Annotated in this window: 22 protein-coding genes; 19 read left to right on the top strand and 3 right to left on the bottom strand. The window is 39.4% G+C overall.

What is annotated here, in order from left to right; genetic code table 11:
- The first annotated feature begins 29 nt into the window (after positions 1–29).
- The 18 genes from LMH66_RS17585 to LMH66_RS17500 all read left to right on the top strand — a co-directional run bounded on the left by LMH66_RS17585 (position 30) and on the right by LMH66_RS17500 (position 18,808).
- Entirely contained in the window at positions 30–1,193 is a 1,164-nt protein-coding gene (locus LMH66_RS17585; RefSeq protein ID WP_229371894.1) for a mandelate racemase/muconate lactonizing enzyme family protein, read from the top strand.
- A 54-nt stretch (positions 1,194–1,247) separates the two neighbouring features.
- Positions 1,248–2,144 (top strand): SMP-30/gluconolactonase/LRE family protein, encoded by an 897-nt coding sequence (locus LMH66_RS17580; protein WP_229371888.1) that lies wholly within the window; start codon positions 1,248–1,250, stop codon positions 2,142–2,144.
- Positions 2,145–2,582: 438 nt separating this feature from the next.
- Positions 2,583–2,879 carry a hypothetical protein gene (locus LMH66_RS17575; RefSeq protein WP_229371882.1) on the top strand — a complete coding sequence of 99 codons (297 nt, stop codon included), beginning with the start codon at positions 2,583–2,585 and terminating at the stop codon, positions 2,877–2,879.
- Between the two features lie 594 nt (positions 2,880–3,473).
- Positions 3,474–5,093 carry an MFS transporter gene (locus tag LMH66_RS17570; RefSeq protein ID WP_229371878.1) on the top strand — a complete coding sequence of 540 codons (1,620 nt, stop codon included), beginning with the start codon at positions 3,474–3,476 and terminating at the stop codon, positions 5,091–5,093.
- A 98-nt stretch (positions 5,094–5,191) separates the two neighbouring features.
- Positions 5,192–5,971 (top strand): glucose 1-dehydrogenase, encoded by a 780-nt coding sequence (locus LMH66_RS17565; RefSeq protein ID WP_229371873.1) that lies wholly within the window; start codon positions 5,192–5,194, stop codon positions 5,969–5,971.
- A 78-nt stretch (positions 5,972–6,049) separates the two neighbouring features.
- Positions 6,050–7,057 carry a hypothetical protein gene (locus tag LMH66_RS17560; RefSeq protein ID WP_229371866.1) on the top strand — a complete coding sequence of 336 codons (1,008 nt, stop codon included), beginning with the start codon at positions 6,050–6,052 and terminating at the stop codon, positions 7,055–7,057.
- Between the two features lie 235 nt (positions 7,058–7,292).
- Complete coding sequence (locus tag LMH66_RS17555; protein ID WP_102527213.1) at positions 7,293–7,556, top strand: hypothetical protein; 264 nt, start codon at positions 7,293–7,295, stop codon at positions 7,554–7,556.
- Between the two features lie 442 nt (positions 7,557–7,998).
- A complete protein-coding gene (locus LMH66_RS17550; RefSeq protein WP_229371860.1) occupies positions 7,999–9,423 on the top strand; it encodes an aldehyde dehydrogenase family protein in 1,425 nt (474 codons plus the stop codon).
- A 78-nt stretch (positions 9,424–9,501) separates the two neighbouring features.
- Entirely contained in the window at positions 9,502–10,665 is a 1,164-nt protein-coding gene (locus LMH66_RS17545) for a mandelate racemase/muconate lactonizing enzyme family protein (protein WP_102527215.1), read from the top strand.
- Positions 10,666–10,685: 20 nt separating this feature from the next.
- On the top strand, positions 10,686–11,708 hold the full coding sequence (locus LMH66_RS17540; protein ID WP_102527216.1) for a 2-dehydro-3-deoxygalactonokinase: 1,023 nt from the start codon (positions 10,686–10,688) through the stop codon (positions 11,706–11,708).
- Positions 11,708–12,343, top strand: a complete 636-nt coding sequence (locus tag LMH66_RS17535; RefSeq protein WP_229371853.1) for a 2-dehydro-3-deoxy-6-phosphogalactonate aldolase — start codon at positions 11,708–11,710, stop codon at positions 12,341–12,343. Before LMH66_RS17540 ends, LMH66_RS17535 begins: the two co-directional genes overlap by 1 nt.
- A gap of 310 nt (positions 12,344–12,653) precedes the next feature.
- On the top strand, positions 12,654–13,394 hold the full coding sequence (locus tag LMH66_RS17530) for a FadR/GntR family transcriptional regulator (protein ID WP_102527217.1): 741 nt from the start codon (positions 12,654–12,656) through the stop codon (positions 13,392–13,394).
- Between the two features lie 70 nt (positions 13,395–13,464).
- Complete coding sequence (locus LMH66_RS17525) at positions 13,465–14,196, top strand: FadR/GntR family transcriptional regulator (protein WP_102527218.1); 732 nt, start codon at positions 13,465–13,467, stop codon at positions 14,194–14,196.
- Positions 14,197–14,603: 407 nt separating this feature from the next.
- Positions 14,604–15,404, top strand: coding sequence for a 2-keto-4-pentenoate hydratase (locus LMH66_RS17520; protein WP_229371847.1), 801 nt, complete (start codon positions 14,604–14,606; stop codon positions 15,402–15,404).
- Positions 15,405–15,630: 226 nt separating this feature from the next.
- On the top strand, positions 15,631–17,010 hold the full coding sequence (locus LMH66_RS17515) for a Na+/H+ antiporter NhaC family protein (RefSeq protein WP_229371840.1): 1,380 nt from the start codon (positions 15,631–15,633) through the stop codon (positions 17,008–17,010).
- A gap of 81 nt (positions 17,011–17,091) precedes the next feature.
- The gene (locus tag LMH66_RS17510) at positions 17,092–17,559 is read left to right on the top strand and encodes an NUDIX hydrolase (protein ID WP_229371835.1); all 468 of its coding nucleotides are present in this window, start codon (positions 17,092–17,094) and stop codon (positions 17,557–17,559) included.
- Positions 17,560–17,687: 128 nt separating this feature from the next.
- Positions 17,688–18,308 carry an FMN-binding negative transcriptional regulator gene (locus tag LMH66_RS17505; protein WP_229371830.1) on the top strand — a complete coding sequence of 207 codons (621 nt, stop codon included), beginning with the start codon at positions 17,688–17,690 and terminating at the stop codon, positions 18,306–18,308.
- Between the two features lie 26 nt (positions 18,309–18,334).
- On the top strand, positions 18,335–18,808 hold the full coding sequence (locus LMH66_RS17500; RefSeq protein WP_229371824.1) for a GNAT family N-acetyltransferase: 474 nt from the start codon (positions 18,335–18,337) through the stop codon (positions 18,806–18,808).
- A 77-nt stretch (positions 18,809–18,885) separates the two neighbouring features.
- On the opposite strand, the gene rrtA is transcribed toward LMH66_RS17500, so the two are convergent.
- Positions 18,886–19,521, bottom strand: coding sequence for a rhombosortase (gene rrtA, locus LMH66_RS17495; RefSeq protein WP_229371818.1), 636 nt, complete (start codon positions 19,519–19,521; stop codon positions 18,886–18,888).
- A 101-nt stretch (positions 19,522–19,622) separates the two neighbouring features.
- Positions 19,623–20,306 carry a 7-cyano-7-deazaguanine synthase QueC gene (queC, locus tag LMH66_RS17490; protein WP_229371814.1) on the bottom strand — a complete coding sequence of 228 codons (684 nt, stop codon included), beginning with the start codon at positions 20,304–20,306 and terminating at the stop codon, positions 19,623–19,625.
- A 238-nt stretch (positions 20,307–20,544) separates the two neighbouring features.
- Here queC and queE point away from each other — a divergent pair, with 238 nt between their 5' ends.
- Positions 20,545–21,213, top strand: coding sequence for a 7-carboxy-7-deazaguanine synthase QueE (queE, locus tag LMH66_RS17485; protein WP_229371810.1), 669 nt, complete (start codon positions 20,545–20,547; stop codon positions 21,211–21,213).
- A gap of 123 nt (positions 21,214–21,336) precedes the next feature.
- Here the strand turns inward: queE and LMH66_RS17480 are convergent, their stop codons facing one another.
- Entirely contained in the window at positions 21,337–22,398 is a 1,062-nt protein-coding gene (locus tag LMH66_RS17480; protein WP_102527226.1) for a PLP-dependent cysteine synthase family protein, read from the bottom strand.
- Between the last annotated feature and the right edge of the window lie 278 nt (positions 22,399–22,676).

Genomic DNA, 22,676 nt, shown 5'->3' with positions numbered 1-22,676 from the left:
TAATGATAATAATTAGATGGTGCATTTAAATGAAAATTGAATCTGTAGAAGCGCTGCTAGGCTGTGTTGGTCGTCGTAATCAGTTACTTGTAAAAGTAGTAACAGAATGCGGAATTATCGGCTGGGGAGAGTCTGGTTTATCTAACCGTGAATATGCAGTGATGGGCGCTGTTAAACACTTTGCCCAGTTTTTAAAAGGCAAAGATGCAAGACAAATAGGTCGTATTTGGCAAGAGCTTTATCGAAGTCACTACTTTGAAGGTGGCAGGGTAATAACAGCTGCCATATCAGCAATTGATATTGCGCTTTACGATATTTTGGGTAAAAAGCTAAATGTGCCAGTTTATCAATTGTTAGGGGGTAAACAGCGAGACAATATTCCTTGTTTTGCTTGTTGCTATACTGAGGCGGATCCTGATCGTTTAGATGAACTCGTTAACGAAGCTAAAGCGCTAATAGAACTAGGCTGGACCACAATTCGTGTGATCCCAAGTCGCTTTGATGATCCTAAATTATTTGAACCACAAGAGTCTATTACTCGCACAGCACGTTGTTTGAATGAACTACGTAAAATTCTTGGACCAGATATTACCTTGGGGATTGATTATCACCATAGACTAAGTGTGGCGGAAACGGCTTCATTTTGTCAGCGATTAGCACCAGATACGCTGGACTTTATCGAAGAACCTATCCGCAATGAATCACCTGATGCTTATAAAACACTGCGCACCATGACAAATATTCCGTTTGCTATTGGTGAAGAGTTTAGTTCGAAATGGGCGGCCAAACCATATATAGAGCAGGGGTTAACTCAATATCTACGTGTCGATGTTTGTAATATTGGTGGCCTAACTGAAGCGATGAAAGTCGCAGGGTGGGCTGAAGCGCATTATATAGATGTAATGCCGCACAACCCATTAGGACCGGTGTGCACAGCTGCAACAAATCACTTTGCCGCAGCTTTAGCTAATTTTAGTTTAATGGAAACCCATCAAGGACCATTCAGTCCATTCGGAGCCCATGACACTAATTTATTCCCATTACAGCACGAACTTGAAGGTAACGTGTTTATGTTGCCAGATGTTCCAGGTTTGGGTGTAGAAGTAAATGAAGCGGCATTTAGACAAGCGACCCCCATAGAGACAGAAGCCCCACATTTGAGTAAACGTGATGGTTCACATACTAATTGGTAATCAGAATTATTCTGAAAGTGGCGCACAATACCACTGGCGAATCAAAGGAATAACATGAGCAGTCAGGTTTTTGATAGTAGAGTTAATTATGTTGGCGAGAGCCCACTGTGGCACCCATTAACAGACACATTATATTGGGTCGACTTTCCTAATAAGCAGTTAATGAGTAGAAAAGGTGAACAGACTAGCCAGCATACGTTTGATCAAATGGTGACGGCAATAGGTTGGATCGATCAAAACCACTTAGTCATAGCCACTGAAACTGGCTTGTATAGATTCAATCTCGATACTAAACAAACGCAGTTAATTGTGCATGTTGAGCATCAAGTGAGCTCGAATCGCAGTAATGACGGCAGAGCCGACCCTTGGGGCGGTTTTTGGATTGGCACTATGGATAATGACGCAACGCCAAACAAAGGCTGTTTTTATCGCTATTACCAAGGTCAACTTAAGACCATAATTACCGATTTAACCATTCCCAATGGCATGTGCTTTGATAAATCACGTCAGCGCGCATATTACGCCGATTCTGCCGCGCAAAAAATGTATTGGATTAGCTTAGATGCCGTTACAGGTTGGCCTGTTGATGAATTTTCTGATTCAGAGCTTAGCCGTCAAGATGCAAGGCTATTCTTTGACTTTTCAGACTCAGCAGTGTCGCCAGATGGTGCGATTGTAGATGCAGAGGGTAATGTTTGGGTGTCATTATGGGATGGTGGTTGTATAGTTTGCCTTTCGCCAGACGGTAAAGAGCTCGAAAGGGTAGATACCGGCACATCAAGACCGACTTGCCCAGCATTTGGCGGAGAACTCGCGGACAAATTATTTACTACCTCAGCACAATGTGGACTCGAGGAAGCGCCAGTTACCGCAAATATCCATGGCACGACAATCTTGTTAAATACTAAAGTCAAAGGGCTATTTGAGCCTGCTGTTAATCTAACGGAATAAGACTGTCAGTTAATAAAGGGGTAAATTACTGACAGTGTTATCTTCACACTCGTGTGGGTAGCTCTACTTCTTCAAATGAGCGATTTGAGTAAGTATGCTAATAACGTACTCAACGTAATCAACGTAATCATCGTAATCAAGCAGCTAGCTATAGCTTGGTTTCGCTTCGCTACACATTTTGGACTAGCATTATCAGCCCTGTGTTGAAGCTTTTGCACTTTGCACTTTGCACTTTGCACTTTACACTTTACACAAGGAGAGCGTTATCGAATACGCAGAAGAGTTCTCAAAATCTGAAAAGTTTAAGAGGATATTTTTATTTCTTCTATTGGCTGTGCTGATACTCATAATTAATGAAAAGTGGTACCTCCCTTTTATTAATGAGTATGTTGATACTGTAATTGCCGAACTCTGTTCGGTTACTCTGGGATCACAGTCATGTGGCATGCTTTATTTGTAGGTTTACCGCTATTCAGTGCCGTCATAATCGGTTTGGTTACTGTACCTCTTGGATATAAAGGCATTATTCATAAACAGTTTCCGCCTAAAGGGGTAAAAGTATATAAACCCACTCCAATTCTGCGAGGCTGGAAAGCAAGTGCTAAGTCAATATTTCACCTTTTAATACCTAGCTTATTTATATTATTTTCTGTTTGGGGTTATTTCCAAGTAGAGCAAATGCCACACGAAATACCAGATGATTTTGATTTAAGTGTTTGTGAAAAAAATAAGTAATTTTTATAAAGTCATACAGATATAGGCTAGGCGTAACGGTATACCGAGTTAACACTTTTATCTGCCTACAAACTTGTTGTTTCAGCACAAATATCATTACCAGCCTGAGCATAGCAATCAATTGAAAACACGGCTAAACAGTATTGCGCTTATGCTTATATATTCGATAGATATTTGCAGAGTAATTTATCCTTCCTAACTTCGTTTTTCTTTACTGATTTCTTCACCGCTATTTATACGTTTAAAATGTGTATTTTGTAAAAAAATAAATGTAGTAACAACCTGAAAAGTAAAGTAAGTTACAATCAATTATCGTTGTACTCTGCAATCACCATTAGTCAGATTATTTGATAGTCGATTCAACTATTTTTAATTCCTTATTGCTCTCAGTTGTATCCACTCCACTTAATATCCCAATGTTAATATAATTAACAAACATATTGCCTATTGAAACATCATATGTTTAAATCTTGTTAATGGAATGATTCATTCTTTATTTTGTATTTGAAAATATCAGCTTTTAATTTGCGTTATTGCATATATAAAGATGTTTTCTGACAGGGTAATTAAGAAACAAGATGTGGGGATATCACTTTGCTAGAAACAACAATGTCAGAAACGGCGTCTACTGATAATAAGCAGGCCGATAACAAACTGACTGATAAAAATAAGCACTTTCAAGCGATTAAATTTTCGATGATTGCCGCATTTGGTGGCTTTGTATTTGGTTTAGATGCTGCGAATATTTCTGGAGCACTAAGATTTGTTAGCTCTCAATTTGAATTAACCAGTTTACAAACGGGTAACGTCGTAGGTTGTGCCATTGTTGGTGTTATTCTAGCTTTGTTCTTTACTGGTAGCTTATGTCAGCGTTTTGGTCGTAAAAAGGTGTTGCTTGGTATTGCACTCACGTACTCGTTATCTACTGTTATTTCTTCATTCGCCAACAGTTATGAAATGCTAGTAGTAGGGCGGTTTATTGGTGGTGTGGCATTTGCTTCAATCACTGTTTCGGCCATGTATATAGGTGAAATAGCCCCTGCAAAACAGCGCGGTCAATTTGTGTCTGTTAATCAGCTGCTTATTACTTTAGGCAGTTTGATTGCATTTGTTATTAACTATTTTCTTGTTAGCTCTATGGGCAGCATTGAATCATTAACGGATGAGAATATTTGGCGTTTAATGCTCGGCTTCGAGATTGTGCCAAATATTATTTGGTTTTCGTTATTGCTTACCATCCCGGAATCACCACGTTGGTTACTGAGCAAGCAGCGAGATGATGAGGCTAAAGCTGTATTTGAGCAAATCACTGCACAAGGTGAAGTCAGTGAGTTAATGACTGATATTAAGCAAACCATTAAACAAGACAGTACAAATACTGTCGTACAGCAGCTTAAATTACTGTTTAGCAAACCAATGCGGTTTTTAGTTATTATTGCTGTTGTGTATGCCGTTGTTCAAGGCGCGACAGGGATGAATGCGGTGCTGTTTTATGCCCCAACGGTATTTGAGCAAATTGGTATGAGTGTAGAAGATACTTTTTTACAAACTATTGTATTAGGTGGAGTTTCAGTACTGTTTACTTTAGTGGCAATTTTTACCGTAGAAAAATTAGGTAGGAAAGTACTTACGGTATCAGGCCTTTTATTGATTGTGTTAGCGCATGGATCAATTTGGTACGGTTTTGATAACGCGAGTTATCAAATTAGCCAGCCTGTTATTCAAAAAGTGGCACTGCAACAGGTCGATGCTGACAAATTATTACCATTTTTGGGTAAAACTTATGACACAGATGTAGCATTAAAAGCAGATTTGGCCAGTGTGTACACGAAAAAAGAATTGCCTTTGATTAGTGGGGTGGTGATTAACGAATCAATAACCATCAACCCAGCATTTGTTTTATTTGGCTTATTCGCATTTTTAGCGGCATTTAATATGTCAATTGGCCCAATTATGTGGGTCATATTCTCTGAAATATTTTCTAGCCGAGTGAGAAGTGTGGCGCTGCCTTTTGCTGCACTAGTGCAAAGTATTTCAAGTTGGAGTATTCAACAGTTTTTCCCGTGGCAATTAGAAAACATGGGCGCTGCGAATACCTTTTTATACTATGGCGGCGTTGCGTTTATCGGTTGTATTGTCATGGCGTTGATTTTGCCTGAAACAAAAGGCAAGACCATTGAAGCGATTGAGCGTGAATTGGTACACGAGCGTTAACACTAACTTTAACAGGGTGTTTACTGTCTCGTTAACTGGTTTGCTTACAGTTCTTAATCATAGTGTGAAAACCTAACTAATTAAAAAAAGAGAATAATATGTCTGATCGTTTAATGGGTGAAGTAGCCATTATTACCGGTGGTGCTGACGGTATTGGCTGCACCATTGCTGAAGAATTTTGTCAGCAGGGGGCTAAAGTTTGCGTAGCAGATATGAACCAAACATTAGGTCAACAAGTGGTCGATAAACTGGTTGCTCAAGGTCATCAGGCTATTTTCGCATGTGTAGATATTGCAGATGAAGATTTGGTCAATGCAATGGTAGCAAAAACAGTTAAGGAGTTAGGAGAGCCTACAGTGTTAATTAATAATGCCGCCTTAATTAGTCCTGGTAACCAAATTGATGATGTGTCGGTCGATGCTTGGAAGAAAAGTTTTTCAGTTAATGTCGATGGAATGTGGTATTGCAGCAAAGCTGTGTATCCATACATGAAACAAAATGGCCGCGGCAGTATTGTTAATATTGGTTCAGTGCACTCGTTTAAAATTGTACCCGGTTATTTTCCGTATGCGGTTACCAAGCATGCAGTCATAGGCCTGACACGTAATTTAGCTGTCGAATTTGCAGACAGTAACATTCGCGTGAATGCACTTTGCCCTGGGATGATTGAAACGCCAATGGCATTTAAATCTTGGGATGCAACTGACGATCCGCAGGGCTCTCGTCAAGCTATGGCTGAGGTGCATCCTTTAAAGCGTAACGGCACTACCAGTGAAATAGCAAAACCGGCTTTATTTCTAGCCAGTCAAGATTCAAGTTTTATGACAGGTCAAAGCCTTGTCGTCGATGGTGGTCGCTCAGTTATTTATCATGATTAAAAGCGCATTGTTTTGGGCGATTGTCGATGAGCGCTTTTTGATAGGCACATGCTGTACAGTGTTTAGCGTTAATCTGCAGTGTTAAAGTTAATTTATTCTAAAATTGATGGCTTTGAAGCAATCACAATAGCTAATAACCAAGTGTCTATGACTGTCATGCCTCAACTTGGGGGCAAAATCATTTCCCTTAAGTCCGTTACCATGCAGCATGAATGGCTACAACAAACGCCATACGGCCAGCTTAGCAAAGCTCAATATGGTGATTCGTTTGTTGATGGTAATGATACTGGTGGTTGGGACGAGTGTTTCCCAAGTATTAGCCAGGAAATCTATTCCCAGCCTAACTACAGTCACGTCAAAATTCCCGATCATGGTGAGTTATGGTGTATGCCATGGCAAGTTAGCAAAGTCGCTGAAATTAATGGGTATGTAGCTGTGACTTTGCTTTGCACAAGTAAACAATTACCGTACACATTTGAGCGAACCATCAGTTTATGTACTGAAAGTGATTATTTTACAATTGAGTATTGTGTAACTAATCACGGAGCCGATGATTTACCATTTGTCTGGTCTATGCACCCTATATTCGCAGCTAAAGAGGGGATGACCATTCAATTATCTGAATCTATCCACCAATTCAGGGCTGACAGTGGTTTTAAAGACTTTTTTAATTCCTCACAACGACACATAAACTGGCCTTATTTTGGTGAATCAACCGATAAAGTGGTTAGCCTTGCTGACGTAATGCCTGAATCTAGTCAATTTGCTAGTAAACTGTTTAGTAATGAGTTAGTTCGGCAAATACCTGAAGATAGTAATCAACTGGTTGAAGTCGCGCTCTTTGAACCAGAGCGCAAGCAGATGTGTGGTTTTCGCTTTAATCAAGGTGAGATTTCACATTTTGGCTTATGGCTTAATTATTGTGGTTGGTCAGGCAGTGATTTAGCGCCTGCTTATGTCATTGGCTTAGAGCCTTGTTTAGGAAGTGCGGATTCATTAAAAGAGGCTGTTGAACGAGATTCTGTAGCAGTTCTTCTTGCAAACAGTTGTCGTAAATGGTCCATCGAGTGCTTTATTAAAGGGTAATTGTTCAGACCTATCTCTTTCGCTTTGTGTCGCAAGTTAAACATGAAAAGCAATCACTATTACGGAGACATTCATAAAGGTCATTTCTTTTTTACTATTTATCATCACCTATATGCTAACGTTAACAATTTATCCTGCTATGGACCTTTCTTTCATAGTCTCATGCTTATTCTATTCTTAATTGATTGAATTTATGATAGTTTAAATCTTGTATTTAATTTGAAAAGGAACTTCAATGCTTATAATAGAACTGTTTGTAAAATCATTATTGTGGCTTTCAATCGCACTGTCTCCAACGTTATTATGTGCAGGTATTGGCGCAGTATTAAGCCTATATCTAACTGGAGAGTTAACAGGTGTGATATTACCTGTTTGCACAGCTATTGGTTTTATCTTAGGTAGTCACTGGGCCGAAACCGTTCGCAAAGGTGTTGGTTTGTCGGAGTATTTAGGTCGCTTAGTGAGCAGTCAAAATGATGCCAAAGGTAAGTCCAAATAGATACTATTAGCATTACTATCTTTTCAAACATATCATTCTATAGCCTAATTCAGCACCTTAATATAAACCGATAGCAAGACCTTATAGAAGCTTGTTATCGGCGAGCTAAAATATTGCCGCTTTTTAATATTCCTTCCTAAGCTCTGCCAATTATTTATCTTCGCCAGCAAAGTAGCAATCCTTAACATCCTACTTGTATCCTCAAAGGTAAATGTTTTGTTAACATTTCTGTAAACATTTAGTCTTTGTATATTGCACTCTTAAACATCATATGTTTAAATACTTATTATGTTATGCGATTTATTCTTTTATTGGTTAATAGCCTAGTCATTAGATGTGTAATCAGTGAGTAAAGAGGATTTTACTCACCATGGTTTTATGATGTTGATGTAACAGGTTTTAACGAATAGCGTATTAGAAATATACAAATGGAGCTGTGCTAATGCTTATAAAACAACTATATATCGGTGGTGAGTTGGTTTCTAGTGGATTGACAACTGAGGTTATCAACCCTGCAACTCTAACCCCTGTTGGCAGTATTGCAGCAGCAGATATTGCCCAAGCTGAACAAGCATTAGCGGCTGCAAATAAAGCATTTCCAATTTGGTCTAAAACCTCGATTAAGCAAAGAACCGATTGGATGTACAAATTGCGTGATGCTGTGATTGAAAACGAACAACATCTTAGAGAGTGCATCCATCTTGAAATGGCAAAACCTTGGTCCTCAACAAAAGATGATTACCAAATGTTGGTGGATAGCTTAAATTTTTACGCCGACGCTATGTTGAACCTTGAGCAAGAAACACTTGAAGATAAAGAGGGCACTCATACTCATGAACTTAGACGTGAGCCTGTGGGTGTGGCAGCAGCATTTTTAGCTTGGAATTTTCCACTACTAAACCTTGCCTACAAGATTGGCCCCGCAATGGCTGCGGGCTGTCCGATTGTCATTAAACCTTCAGTTAAAACTCCTTTATCTGCTTACGCCGTTGGTGAATTATGCGCAAAAATAGGCTTGCCAGCTGGTGTGGTGAACATTATTTCTGGTCCGGACCATAAAGTGGGCGATGCAATTTCAGCATCAACTATCCCTTCAGTGTTAACTTTAATTGGTTCTACCAATGTCGGTAAACATGTTATCGCAACGGGCGCCACATCCATTAAACGCTACTCAATGGAATTAGGCGGTAATGCCCCTGCAATAGTGTTTGCTGATGCTGATTTAAACAATGCTGCAGACGTGATTTGTGGCGTGAAATTCGCGAACGCAGGTCAGATTTGTGTCACACCAAATCGGGTGCTTGTTGAACAATCCATTGCAGATGAGTTTATTGAAATGATTTTGACCCGTGCTCATTCTGTCAAAGTAGGTTTTGATAAAACAGCTGATATTGATATGGGACCTGTTATGGATGCTTCATCATGGCACCGAATCGATGCACTGGTACAAGATGCGATTGTTAAAGGTGCCACATTACTAACGGGTGGCGGTAAGCCCGAAGGACATGAAACAGGCTATTTTTATAGCCCAACTGTCTTGTGTGGTGTCACTCCTGAGATGGATATTGCCAAAGAGGAAGTGTTTGGACCTGTTATCAGCATCATGACTTTCAGTAAAGATGATGAGGTTTTAGCTGAAGCTAATAACACTGAGGCAGGCCTGTCATCATTTATTTTCACGTCTAATGAAGCCAGAGTTACGCGGTTTGCTGATGAGCTACGATTTGCAGAAGTACAAGTGAATGGCATTAAATATGCGATTAATTTGCCTCATTTTGGTATTAAGCAATCTGGAGTTGGAGTCGATTGTTCCTTGCTAGCGCTGGACGATTACCTTGCTTACAAACGAGTCTCTCGTGCCGTTTAGTTTTTAGCAATAGTTCTTTATTAGTTACTTAGCAAAAGTCTCAGTATCGCTGATTCGCTATTACCAGGAAGTTATTCGATGAAAATTATTGAAATAAAAAGCCACGTATTGCAATACGATCTTGAAGAAGAATTAGGTTATTCGCAGCAATACTACGCCCAAAGAACGACCCATTTAGTTGAAGTCATTACTGATGTAGGTATTACAGGTTGGGGGGAATGTTTTGGCGGTGGCGGTATTGCTTTTGCCAATAAAACTATTGTTGAAAAAGTAATACAGCCGATGATTCTAGGCATGGATCCACTGGATAGGGAAGTAATTTGGCACAAGGTCTACAACCTGATGCGTGATCATGGCCAAAAGGGAATGCCTATCCAATCATTGTCGGGTGTAGATATCGCTTTGTGGGATATTGCAGGCAAGTTTCATGGACAGCCGGTGTATAAACTACTTGGCGGGGCATTCAGAGAGCGTATTCCTGCCTACGGTTACGGCATGATGCTACAACGTTTTGATGACTTAGAAGCTCGATTTACCGATGAAAGTGCTCGTATTAAAGAAATGGGTTTTACTGCGACTAAGATGAAAATCGGTCTAAGTCCTGATAGGGACATTAAACTCGTAGAAGCTGTACGAAAAGGCATCGGTAACGATATGCGTCTAATGGTTGATGCGAATCATGCTTATACTGCTAGAGAAGCGATTCCATTGGGGCGTGAGCTACAAAATCTAGGTGTTCACTGGTTTGAAGAACCTGTCGCTCCTGAAGATAAGCAAGGTTATCGTGATTTATGTGAAGCGTTGGATATGACCATCGCAGGTGGCGAAGCTGAGTTTACCCGTTGGGGCTTTAGAGACTTAATTGAAAACCGTTGTGTAGACTTACTGCAACCTGAGGTATGCGCACTTGGCGGCATTACTGAATACCAGAAAGTTTTAGCGATGGCTCATGCTCATTTTATCCCAGTGATTAATCATGTTTGGGGCTCTGCAATTGCCGTCGGTACAAATCTTCATTTACTAGCAGCATTACCTGATTTACCGGGGGCAGCGCATCCAGTACAACCCATGCTTGAATATGACACTACACCGAATCGTTTTCGTGAAGACTTACTTAAAGAGCCGCTTAATATCTTAAAGCAAGTAAAAGACAGTGGCGGCAGTGTTGCCTTACCTCAAGGCCCAGGGATTGGTGTTGAACCTGATCCTGACTTTATCAAACATTACGAAGTCATTAATTAACCTTTCTAGAGAATTCTCCCATGATAGATGCATCATCGCCTCAACCTGCACTTATAGCGGTTGATTGGGGTAGTAGTAACTTTAGATCCTTCTTGTTGGATAAAAGTGGCCATATTTTGTCCGAAGTGACGTCACCACAAGGTATGTTGTGCCTTGAAAAAGCGCAATTTGAACCTGCTTTACTTGAACAAATTCAACCTTGGTTGAATGACATTAGTGCGCAGAAAAATGTTGTACCTGTATTAATGGCTGGCATGGTCGGCAGTGCACAAGGTTGGTGTGATGCAGGCTATGTCGAGTGTCCTGCTGATGCTAAACAAGCAGCAACTCAATTACAGGCAGTGAACAATCAAGCAGGGTTACAGTTACATATTGTTCCAGGTTTCAAATGCCAAACATCTAATTTACAACCAGATGTTATGCGCGGTGAAGAAGTGCAAGTGTTTGGCGCGGTGTCATTGATTGAACATGAGTTAGGCCTTTTAAATAACGCCCAGCTTGAAAAATTAGTGTTTTGCTTACCCGGCACTCACTCCAAATGGATAAGAATGGCGAAAAGCGACCATGGCCATACCTTGATAGATGATTTATCAACGCATATGACGGGTGAGATGTTCAACATCGTGCTTGAGCATAGCATTTTGGGTAAAGGTTTAGATAAAAGTGCTGAATCGCATATTGAAGAAATAGATATGGACGGTTTTTTACAAGGGGTGCATACAAGCCAGCGTGAAGGTGGCTTACTGCATCACCTTTTTAGTGCCAGAACACTGAGGCTAGAGCAGCGTTTAGCCGATGATGATGTGACTAGCTATCTTTCAGGTTTACTTATTGGATCAGAACTTTGTTCGGTTTTAGCCTCATCGCCAAACCTAGAACATATTTATCTCATTGGCAGCTCTCAACTAAACAACCTATATAGCGAAGCGTTAAAAGAGTTGGGGTATTTGTCGACTACAGTGAGCAGTGCTAAAGCATCAGCCCTTGGCATGTTGTCGATTGCTAAACAGGCGAATTTAATTATATCTAAGGAAGCAAGTTAATGGCTATTTCGTTAAAAGATGCATTAAATGAATTACCTTTAGTTGCCATCTTACGTGGTGTGACACCTGAAGAAGTTATCGCTATTGCAGATGTGCTAGTAGAACAAGGCTATAAAGTGATTGAGGTACCGCTCAACTCGCCACGACCTTACGAAAGCATTAAGTTATTAAGTGATAAGTACGGTGAAAATCTTGTGATCGGTGCCGGTACGGTGGTGTCAAAGGAGCAAGTGGATCAAGTCGAAATTGCTGGCGGACGGATAATTATATCGCCTCATGCTGACGTTGAAATTATTAAGTACAGTAAAGCTAAGAATCTTTATTGTGTTCCAGGTTTTTTTAATCCTACTGAAGCTTATGCAGCCATTCATGCAGGTGCGGATTCTTTAAAGTTATTTCCTGCTGATACTCTTGGCCCCAAAGGGTTAAAAGCGATGTCAGTTGTATTACCTGACATCCAAATTTTACCCGTAGGTGGCGTTTCACCAGACACTATGCAAGCATTTATTGATGCTGGTGCCAGTGGGTTTGGTTTAGGAAGCGGCTTATATAAGGCTGGGATGAGTGTTGAGCAAGTTAAGCATAACGCTTTGGCATATGTCCAAGGTTATAAAAGTACCTTAACAGTTCACTAAGCCAGAACTTTAAAGTTCAATAATGCCGTAAACTGAGTTCAGTGAGTTGTATTAGTTCAGTCATTTCAGAGATGATTTTGAACTTGTCTGTTGTCGCTTTATACAAATAGTGTTGTTTTGCTTTCCTTTATACTTATTCCTAGTAAGTATCTGTTGTAGCTTTAGCAGCCGAAAGGCTGCTATTTTTTTAGTTACTTCTGCTTATCACCCATAGCATCAATTTATCTAATGTGAAGTTGATATATTATTAAGTCTCAATCGTAGATTGTTTCAATTGACACCTTAAACATACTATGTTTATATTTAACCTATGAGTGAATTAATATATTACGATTTAAAATGCACCCAAGGAATGTCGCCTAGTCTTTCAGTACAAGTTGCTAAAGAACTCGGTCGTCGCATTGTTTCTGGTGCTTTCGAAGCCCACAGTCTTATTGATGATGAAAATGCCTTGGCATCTCGATATCAAGTCAGTCGTGTTGTCGTCCGTGATGCCGTTAAAATTTTAGTAAGCAAAGGTTTACTAGAAGTCAGACGCGGTATTGGGACACGTGTTCAGTCACGCGATAAATGGAACATGCTAGATGATGATATTTTAGCTTGGCATTTATCTGCACCACCAAACCTTGTATTTTTAAAACAGTTGATGGACGTTAGGTTAGCATTTGAGCCCAAAGCAGCAAGATGGGCTGCAGAACGTGCAACTGAAGAAAACCTCGCTGAAATCGAATCAGCGGTAGAACGTATGGCAAAAGCTGACGGTACAGCGGAAGATTTTATTATTGCCGACTCTTTGTTTCATAAATCGGTGATGAAAGCAGCTAACAATAGTTTTCTCGCTTCTATGGAAGGAGTGATATATTCAGCTTTATTGGTCAGTATTAAAGTCACCAATAAAGACCCTCGTGATAATGGCGCTTCTGTTCCTTTTCATCGTGAAGTCTTTGAAGCGATTGCAGCTAAAGATGGTGATAAAGCTGAAAAATTAACCGAGAAACTGTTAAATGATGCCAGTATTCGCCTTTCTTTAACTCAAAGTAACAATAATTAACAATTCACGGTTGTCTATTGTCCAAAAATCAGATAAATAGTATGTAGTTATCTTTTTGGAAAAATATTTAATGAGTGAATTAACATACTACGATTTAAGAAGAACGAACTCGATGTCACCGAGTTTGCCTGTTCAAGTAGCAAAAGAGTTAGGTCGTAGGATTGTTGCTGGCACGTTTGTGCCTGGTACGCTTATTGATGATGAAAATAAACTGGCTGAACGCTATCAAGTCAGTCGAGTTGTCGTTCGTGATGCGGTAAAAATTCTCGTTGGTAAAGGCTTATTAGATGTACGCCGAGGAATAGGTACTCGTGTTAAACCTAGAAATAACTGGGCTTTACTTGACGATGATGTTTTAGCTTGGCACCTTTCTGCACCACTTAATCCTGACTTTTTAACTCAATTGATGGAGTTTAGACTCGCATTTGAGCCTAAAGCTGCCAGTCTCGCAGCATTAAATGCCACGGATGAAGATATTCAAGCAATTACTGAAGCACTCGCTGAAATGGAAGCGTCTACAAGCGATGTGGATCGTTTTGTGATTGCAGATGCGCACTTTCACAGTGCTATTTTAAAAGCGTCTCATAATGAGTTATTCATTTCGATGGAGTGCGTGATTTTTTCAGCCTTGTTAGTCAGTATTCGGGTTACTAACCAAAATGATGCTGAAAACAAAACATCGATTCCATTTCACCAAGAAGTATTTGATGCAATTAAAGCTAAAGATGGTGCATTAGCACAATCATTAACAGAAACCTTATTAAGCGATGCTAAAGCTCGTTTGGTTGCATTAATGGCATAAACAGCAGTGTTGTAAAATGAGTCTTTAAAGCTTGAGTATTCAAAGAAACGGTTCAATCATTGATTGAGCCGTTTTTTATTTTGATGTTATTTATGATGAATAATGATCTTTGATACAGCTATTTGACTAGGTTATTTCGCTCCGCTAAGTCTATTCCTTATGTTTAGCCTCTATATCCATGCTATTTGTGTTTCTGTTTCAGTAACATTCTGAGTATCTAAATTAAGTCAGCTGATTTGCGATTTTAATAACTGTCCTTGAAAAAATTCACATTGCACAGTTAAACATCATATGTTTAACTTTATAGAACAGATTCCAACTATTAATCGCTATTTCATAGTTAAATAGTCAACGCACTATTTAAAATCAAAAGATGATTCAAGTTAACTATTACACAAGGATCCAGTGTGGCTCATTCTGACTCAAACAATCTTACAAACAAACTAACGGTTTCAGACAAACTAGTTGGGTATGCCAAACATTTATTAATGCAACGAGGTGCTGCTAAGCCTGTTGCTGAAACGTCACAGACTACTGCACCTGATTCGTTATCTGAAGCGCTAACAGTGCAGCAGATTATGGCTGAAATGCATCAACATCCTGTGGTTGGCTGGAAGTGCTTAACCCCACGTGACGATGGCAGTCTTATTGTGGCGCCGTTACTTGGTGAAAGTGTTGTTGAACAAACAATATGCCCAATAGCACCAGTGAACAATCAGGCTCTTATTGAGCCTGAAATTGCTTTTGTTTTAACTGAAGATTTACCCAGCGGTAAAGTCTACTCAGAAGCGGAAATCGATAAGGCTGTTGGTGAAACTAGAATGGCTTTAGAGCTTATACAACCAAGGTTTACAAAGGACTATCCAGCTAATCACTTTGAACGCTTGGCAGATGGCTTAAGCAATCAGGGGCTATATTTGGGGCCTGAAATTGAAAAATCTTTAGCTTATAGTGCGTCTAATATTGCTTTGTCACTTCAACAAGGTGAACAACAACAAAATGTAGTGGGAGAGCACCCATGTGATTTGCCACAAAACCCTTTGTATTGGTTAGTAAATCATTTAAGTGAAAGAGGGATTAGTTTGCAAGCTGGCCAAGCAATCATTACTGGTTCGTATTATGGTGTGGTTAAAATGGCACTAGATGTACATCTTAAACTCGAATACGGCGGTTTAGGGCGCTTTGATGTGACGTTTATTGCTCGTTAAATTCCACTTTTTAATTAGAATAAACCTATAACCTTGACTATTTATTCAGTTACCTGCGATATGGTGACTGCTTATTCAGTCATGATGAATTATTCATAGTTGATTTCTTTGTCAAAAATTCTTATTTTATTTGCTGTTTATGTTTTATTTTTGTTGACTCCAAGACATAACGACATTATTTTGCATCTCCATTTTTCAAAATCAAATTTAAACAAGGAAAGACGTCATGACAGAGCCATCTGCGATCAGCTTGATCCCGCCTGTGGTTGTTTTGATATTAGCAATTTTATTAAGAAGACCTATTCTCGCTTTGGTGATAGGTGCTGTTGTGGGTTTATTGATGCTTGAGCCAACAGAAGCATTAAATAACTTTTCAGAAATATCACTTAAAGTCATGGCAGATGAAACCATCGGCTGGCTTATTTTAGTGTGTGGTACTTTTGGTGCTTTGATTGCTTTATTGGTTAGAACAGGCGGTGCATTTGCCTTTGGTAAAAACGCATTAAAAGTCGCCAAAGGCCCTAAATCGTCTTTGATGATGACGTTTGTATTGGGTGTTGCCATATTCATTGATGATTATTTGAATGCGCTTACAGTGGGTGAAACCATGAAACGAGTGACTGACAAGTTTCGAATTTCTCGTGAAATGCTAGCGTATGTTGTTGATTCAACTGCTGCGCCGATCTGTGTATTAGTGCCATTGTCAACTTGGGCGGTATTTTTTGGCGGCTTGTTGGTAGACAATGGCATTGCAGAAACGGGGCAAGCAATCAGTGTATATATGTCAGCGATACCTTATATGCTGTATGCCTGGGTTGCTGTCATTATGGTGCCGCTGGTTATTTTAGGTATTATTCCTTTAATTGGGCCGATGAAAAAAGCTGAGTTAAAAGCACGCCAAGGTATTGGGATCCCTGTCGATGAATCTGCGGATATCCAAACCAGTAATGATTACGCTGTTAAAGCGATGGAAGATGAATTTAAAACTGCTGATCACCAAGGGAAACTACATAATTTTCTAGTGCCGATAATCATGTTGGTAGGCTTCACTGTGTATTTTGACATTGATGTCTGGTTAGGTTTATTAGCAACAATGGTGATAACTATTCCTTATTACGCAGTACAAAAGCTCATGCCATTTGCAGAGATGATGGAGCAAATGATTGATGGCTTTAAAAGTATGCTGCCTGCAATCGGCACCGTTATCGCAGCATTTATTTTCAAAGATGTATGCGATCAATTATTGCTACCGCAATTTGTCATTGAAAGCTTAAGCCCATATATGACAGCGCAGCTGTTACCGGCTGTGGTATTTATTGCTATGGCAATACTCGCGTTTGCTACTGGTTCTAGCTGGGGAATTTTTGCAGTTTCTATTCCGATTGTCATGCCGCTTGCTCAAGCAGTGGGCGCCGATATCCCGCTTGTGATTGGAGCATTATTATCTGCATCATCATTTGGTAGCCAAGCTTGTTTTTATAGTGATTCGACTGTACTTGCAGCGCAAGGTGCAGGGTGTAACTTGGTGAGTCATGCTGTTACTCAGCTACCTTATACACTGATTGCAGCGGCCATTACTTTCGTTGGGTTTATTGTTATCGCGTAACTTGTGGTTTTATTAAAACCTGTTTACTAAACCAGTGCTAGTCACTGGTTTTTTTATTGTTTTTTAAGGGATTATTTAACGATGTTTAATTTAATTATCAATGACAATGACAATGACAATGACAATTACAAAAGTAACGAACAAGGATTCACTGGTTGTAAATTGGCATTGTTTTATAACGAGCAATTAGTGGTTTATCGACGTGATAATATCAGTTCAATTCCGTTTGCAAATATGTGGGACTTTCCTGGGGGTGGGCGTGAAGGAAATGAAACGCCTGAACAATGTGTGTTACGTGAATTGCATGAAGAATTTTCTATTGCATTACCTACTGAGAGGTTGATATACAAACAACAAGCCATTAATCAAACATCTGATGGTATTTCATTCTTCTTTGTTGCACAGGCGACACAGCTAGAGATTGAGTCGATTCGCTTTGGAGATGAAGGTCAATATTGGCAATTAATGTCGATTGAAGAATATATGAATGACAAAGATGCCATTTTGCCATTACAGCAGCGTTTGGCTTGTTACTTAGAGACTAAATAACTTGAACTTAGTTAAGTAAGATTATTTATCCAAAGGATAAGTATTAAGATAAAGAGTTAACCTAAACAAGTATCATAGGGAGTTTATATAAGCTTTTATATAAGCTTTTTTTTATAGCAGGGAGCAATATGTATATACCTAAGAACTTACAAATGGAATCACTTGAACAGATCCATGACTTTATAGATGAATTTAGCTTTGCCATTTTAACCACTCAAGACTTAACGGCTTCACATCTCCCTTTATTATTAAAACGTGATGAAGGAGAACTAGGCACTTTATATGGTCATCTTGCGAAAGCGAATAGTCATTGGAAAGCGTTTGATACCCAAGCTATTTTAGCGGTGTTTTCTGGCCCTCATGGCTATATTTCTCCCACATGGTATGACAGTTATCCAGCGGTGCCGACCTGGAATTATGCTGCCGTACATGTAAAGGGGCATATAAGCCTAACAAGCAGCGAAGAGACCTTACAAATACTTTCAGACACGATTCAATATTATGAACCGTCATTAGCTGAAAGTGGCGGTTTTATTCCTGAGGAATATAAGCAAAAACTCGCTAAAGCCATCGTGGGTTTTAAAATTGAAATTACCCATGCTGAGGGAAAACTGAAACTAGGCCAGCATCGCTCAGAGGCTGATCAACAAGGTGTATTAAATGGCTTAGCAAAGTCGTCAAGGATGGATGATAAAGCCTTACTTGCTTATACAAAGAGCCTGATTGAACATTCTGTAAATAAAACCTAATGACTAATTGTGTAAGGTGTGATGGCATGGATAAAAGCGGCAGTGATAGAAAAGACCTCCAAGTGAAAGGGTTTAAAATCAGCACGGATAAAGAAGATATTGATATCAACATCATTCATCAATTTATAACTCACTCTTATTGGGCTAAAGATATTCCGATGGCCGTGTTGCAAAAAGCGATAGAGCATTCAAGTTGTTTTAGCGTGCTAACTGAATCAAATCAACAAGTCGGTTTTGCAAGATTAATTACGGACCATGCAACTTTTGGTTATTTAGCAGATGTGTTTGTTGTTGATGAACACAGGGGGAAAGGTTTAAGCAAATGGCTTATCGATACCATTATGAATCATGAACAGATTAAAGGTTTTCGTAGAATGATGTTAGCCACACGAGATGCACATGGCCTTTATGCCCAATTTGGATATTTACCTATAGATAATCCAGAAATTCTAATGCAAGTGTGGCGGCCTAATGTATATCAAACATCACTCAACCGATGATCTTTTTCATCTACTTAATTTGTGGTTAAAGTATCAAACAAAAATGGGCGCAATTGCACCCATTTAATTTATTCGCTCTAACCTGAAACCAATTTCTGATGTTTGAAAAACCTGATAAGAGGCAACCAAACAAGACCACAAAGTAATCCGCTAACTACACCAATGAAGTGTGATTCAGTGGCGACTCTTGCATTAATCAGTGAGCTAACACTTTCACTCGCGCCAAAGTACATTTCATAAGCCACTTTAAGACAGACTCCGACGAGTAATAAGTAGCCTGAAATATACCCTTTTCGGATGTCTAATAACGCGCCAAAGGTAAATAAGCCGTGCAGTAGACCACTTAAACCGACGTATCCTTTAAGTTCTGGATAAAAGAAGTACAAACCTAGGCCTTCAAGAATACATAAACTGAAAAACAATCCCATAAACTTGCTAGCATGACCTTTGTAGTGCATCTCATGTAAAAACAAAATGACCCAAAAACCAGCTAAGTTCATTAGCAAATGCCATAGGTTAGTATGGAGTAAGTTGCCAGTCGCAATCCGCCATAGTTCACCTGCAGCGATATTGTCGTAACGATAACTGAGTAAAGCATCAATGTTTATGTTTGCCATTGGTGTCATCGTTGAGACAAATAACACAGTGCAAATGACACTGATTACTAGTGCGAAATAGTAGGTTCCTGCACTGCTGTTGCGGCTTCTTGGCATAGTAAAATCCATTTAAATCGAGTCATAGTGTTAATTGTAGCTAAGAATAAACTTTAATCATTGGTAACGATTCTGATTAGAATTAAATAATTCGAATAACGTTATTGCTTAGACTCTAAAGACGCCATCACAGTAGATTTATTACTAAGATAATCATCCAACCCACGTTGACGTAATAAACACGCAGGGCAGTCTCCGCAGCCACTGCCTTTAATGCCGTTGTAACACGTGAGGGTTTCTTCAGTTACTAATGATAACGAGTGGTACTTATCTGCCAGTGCCCAAGTCTCAGCTTTGTTTAGCCACATTAATGGCGTCACAATTTTAAGTGGCTTATCCATACCTAATGCCAGTGATTGTTGCATGGACTTAATAAATTCATCGCGACAATCTGGGTAACCCGAGAAATCGGTTTCACAAACGCCTGTGATAATGGCGTCGCAACCTAGCTGATACGCATAAATACCAGCAAGAGTTAAGAACAAAATATTTCTACCTGGGACAAACGTACTTGGTAGACCGTTTTCCATCAATTCATGTGAGACAGGAATTGAATCTCGAGTTAACGCTGAAATAGCGAGCTCGTTCAATAAGCTGACATCCATGACCTTGTGACTGGCGATATTAAGCTGTTTAGCTAATGATTGAGCTATTTCAATCTCTTGACGATGACGTTGACCATAGTCAAAGGTTATTGCATGAACTTCATCATATTCTGTCATTGCCTGTATTAGGCACGTTGTGGAATCTTGACCACCACTAAAAACAACGATTGCTTTTGACATAAAATCTCACAGTAAAACTCATATCGGCTTGTTATTAAACAAACTGAACCTCAGTTGTTTAAGAATGACTCGCTATGAGTTTGAAAAATACATTATCCCGCTATTTTATCTTATTGCAGCAAGCGATAGCAAAAACTTGCAGCTACATTGAAAATCATCTATAAATGCGCCCTCGAAACAAAACATACTCTTTATATAGCAGATGATTATCTGCACTTTTTAAAAGTAAGGCATTTACATGAATTATCCAGTAAACGAAGTGTTTGAAACAATCCAAGGCGAGGGAACGTTTACTGGCGTACCAGCGATTTTTGTTCGTCTACAAGGCTGTCCTGTAGGGTGTTCCTGGTGTGACACCAAGCAAACCTGGGAAGTGCTAGCTGAAAACAACGTCTCACAAGAACAAGTTATTCAAGTTGATGGCACTATCGGCCGCTGGTCAGAACATAATGCATCAAGCCTTATTAATGCCTTTAAAGCGAAAGGTTTTACCGCAAAGCATATTGTTCTAACGGGCGGTGAACCATGTTTATATGATTTATCAGCATTAACTAATGAATTGATTGACGCAGGTTACGATATACAAATTGAAACCAGTGGCACATTTGATGTGGTTTGTCATAAAGACGTTTGGGTTACCGTATCGCCAAAAGTGAACATGAAGGGTGGTTATGCCGTACTTGATCGAGCATTAATGCGTGCAAATGAGATAAAACATCCTATAGCAACTCAAAAACATATCGATGAATTGGATGAATTGTTAAACCCAATAGATACCACAGGTAAAACCATTTGTTTGCAACCAATCAGTCAAAAGCCGAGAGCGACTGAACTTGCGATGAAAACCTGTATTGCACGTAATTGGCGATTATCAATCCAAACACATAAGTATTTAGATATTGATTAATAAGTTGTACAAGAGAACTTCACGTTAAGTTACTCAGCATTCTGATTATAAAAAAAACCGCTATTAAGCGGTTTTTTTATGCAAACTAGTCAGTCATTAAATACGCTATTTGAGTAAGCGAGACTATTTAAGTGAACCAGACGTATTAAACTTTTCTAACAATGCATCATACTGCGCTGTTGAGCCGATATTGTTATCAATCCATTGTGCATTGTAATAAGTATCAAGATAACGTTCACCTGAATCACATAAAAGCGTCACTAGCGAACCTGTTTGGCCTGCTTGTTTCATTGCGCAGGCAAGTTCCAGCACACCGTATAAATTAGTTCCTGTAGAGGGACCGACTTTTCTTCCAATCAACTTGGCAAGCCAATTCATGGTTGCAAGAGAAGCAGCGTCTGGGATTTTTTTCATGTCATCTACAACACCTGCAATAAATGAAGGCTCAACTCTTGGTCGACCAATACCCTCAATTTTACTGCCATTTTCACAGGTGATTGATTGATCGCCTTGATGATAGTAGTCGTAAAAGACCGAGTTTTCTGGGTCAACAACACATAACTTGGTCGATAATTGCTGATAGTTCAAATAACGGCCTATGGTAGCGGATGTGCCACCAGTGCCTGGACTCATCACAATCCATTCAGGTATTGGATAGGGCTCTTTCTGCATTTGATTAAATATAGAATCAGCGATGTTGTTATTACCACGCCAATCGGTCGCACGTTCAGCATAAGTAAATTGATCCATATAGTGACCATTTAATTCCTCTGCTAAACGTTGCGATTCTGCATATATCTTACTGCTATGATCAACAAAGTGGCATTGGCCGCCATAAAATTCGATTTGCTCAATTTTAGTTTTTGCGGTCGATGAAGGCATGACGGCAATAAAAGGTAGACCTAATAAACGTGAAAAATATGCTTCTGATACGGCAGTGCTGCCTGATGATGACTCTATGATACTGGTGTGTTCGTTTACCCAACCGTTGGATATGGCATATAAGAACAATGAGCGAGCTAATCGGTGTTTGAGACTGCCAGTTGGGTGAGTGCTTTCATCTTTAAGGTAAATATCGATGCCATCAAGTTGCGGAAGGTCTAATTTGATTAAGTGCGTGTCAGCGCTTCTCTGAAAGTCCGCTTCGATTTTGGCGATTGCCTGTTTAACCCATTGTTTAGACATAATGGAACCTTTAAAAGAAAAGAGATCAATATCATAGTCTTATTTATATTTTGCTTAAAGGATGTTTTAGCCGATGAAAGGTAAAAATCATTAATTTACAGTTAGGTAATAGAAGGCGTTCTGATTAATGTGAACAAGATCAAAAAAATATTAGTTTAAACACGAGACAGACTTAATCAAGAAATAAAGAATAAAATGAGATTTCATTTTAAAGCATAAGAAGTGGTGGAGGGAGAAGGATTCGAACCTTCGAAGGCTGAGCCGTCAGATTTACAGTC

Source organism: Shewanella sp. 10N.7 (genome assembly GCF_020806285.1).
GTDB classification, from domain to species: Bacteria; Pseudomonadota; Gammaproteobacteria; order Enterobacterales; family Shewanellaceae; genus Shewanella; species Shewanella electrodiphila.
The sequence above is the reverse complement of the archived record's forward strand: the minus strand, read 5'-3'. Positions and strand labels throughout refer to the sequence as shown.

What these genes read in the sequence shown, in the direction of transcription:
- LMH66_RS17585 (WP_229371894.1), top strand. Translation starts at nt 30, where the DNA reads ATGAAAATTGAATCTGTAGAAGCGCTGCTAGGCTGTGTTGGTCGTCGT.
- LMH66_RS17580 (WP_229371888.1), top strand. Translation starts at nt 1,248, where the DNA reads ATGAGCAGTCAGGTTTTTGATAGTAGAGTTAATTATGTTGGCGAGAGC.
- LMH66_RS17575 (WP_229371882.1), top strand. Translation starts at nt 2,583, where the DNA reads ATGTGGCATGCTTTATTTGTAGGTTTACCGCTATTCAGTGCCGTCATA.
- LMH66_RS17565 (WP_229371873.1), top strand. Translation starts at nt 5,192, where the DNA reads ATGTCTGATCGTTTAATGGGTGAAGTAGCCATTATTACCGGTGGTGCT.
- LMH66_RS17555 (WP_102527213.1), top strand. Translation starts at nt 7,293, where the DNA reads ATGCTTATAATAGAACTGTTTGTAAAATCATTATTGTGGCTTTCAATC.
- LMH66_RS17550 (WP_229371860.1), top strand. Translation starts at nt 7,999, where the DNA reads ATGCTTATAAAACAACTATATATCGGTGGTGAGTTGGTTTCTAGTGGA.
- LMH66_RS17545 (WP_102527215.1), top strand. Translation starts at nt 9,502, where the DNA reads ATGAAAATTATTGAAATAAAAAGCCACGTATTGCAATACGATCTTGAA.
- LMH66_RS17540 (WP_102527216.1), top strand. Translation starts at nt 10,686, where the DNA reads ATGATAGATGCATCATCGCCTCAACCTGCACTTATAGCGGTTGATTGG.
- LMH66_RS17535 (WP_229371853.1), top strand. Translation starts at nt 11,708, where the DNA reads ATGGCTATTTCGTTAAAAGATGCATTAAATGAATTACCTTTAGTTGCC.
- LMH66_RS17530 (WP_102527217.1), top strand. Translation starts at nt 12,654, where the DNA reads ATGAGTGAATTAATATATTACGATTTAAAATGCACCCAAGGAATGTCG.
- LMH66_RS17525 (WP_102527218.1), top strand. Translation starts at nt 13,465, where the DNA reads ATGAGTGAATTAACATACTACGATTTAAGAAGAACGAACTCGATGTCA.
- LMH66_RS17515 (WP_229371840.1), top strand. Translation starts at nt 15,631, where the DNA reads ATGACAGAGCCATCTGCGATCAGCTTGATCCCGCCTGTGGTTGTTTTG.
- LMH66_RS17510 (WP_229371835.1), top strand. Translation starts at nt 17,092, where the DNA reads ATGTTTAATTTAATTATCAATGACAATGACAATGACAATGACAATTAC.
- LMH66_RS17505 (WP_229371830.1), top strand. Translation starts at nt 17,688, where the DNA reads ATGTATATACCTAAGAACTTACAAATGGAATCACTTGAACAGATCCAT.
- LMH66_RS17500 (WP_229371824.1), top strand. Translation starts at nt 18,335, where the DNA reads ATGGATAAAAGCGGCAGTGATAGAAAAGACCTCCAAGTGAAAGGGTTT.
- rrtA (WP_229371818.1), bottom strand. Translation starts at nt 19,521, where the DNA reads ATGCCAAGAAGCCGCAACAGCAGTGCAGGAACCTACTATTTCGCACTA.
- queC (WP_229371814.1), bottom strand. Translation starts at nt 20,306, where the DNA reads ATGTCAAAAGCAATCGTTGTTTTTAGTGGTGGTCAAGATTCCACAACG.
- queE (WP_229371810.1), top strand. Translation starts at nt 20,545, where the DNA reads ATGAATTATCCAGTAAACGAAGTGTTTGAAACAATCCAAGGCGAGGGA.
- LMH66_RS17480 (WP_102527226.1), bottom strand. Translation starts at nt 22,398, where the DNA reads ATGTCTAAACAATGGGTTAAACAGGCAATCGCCAAAATCGAAGCGGAC.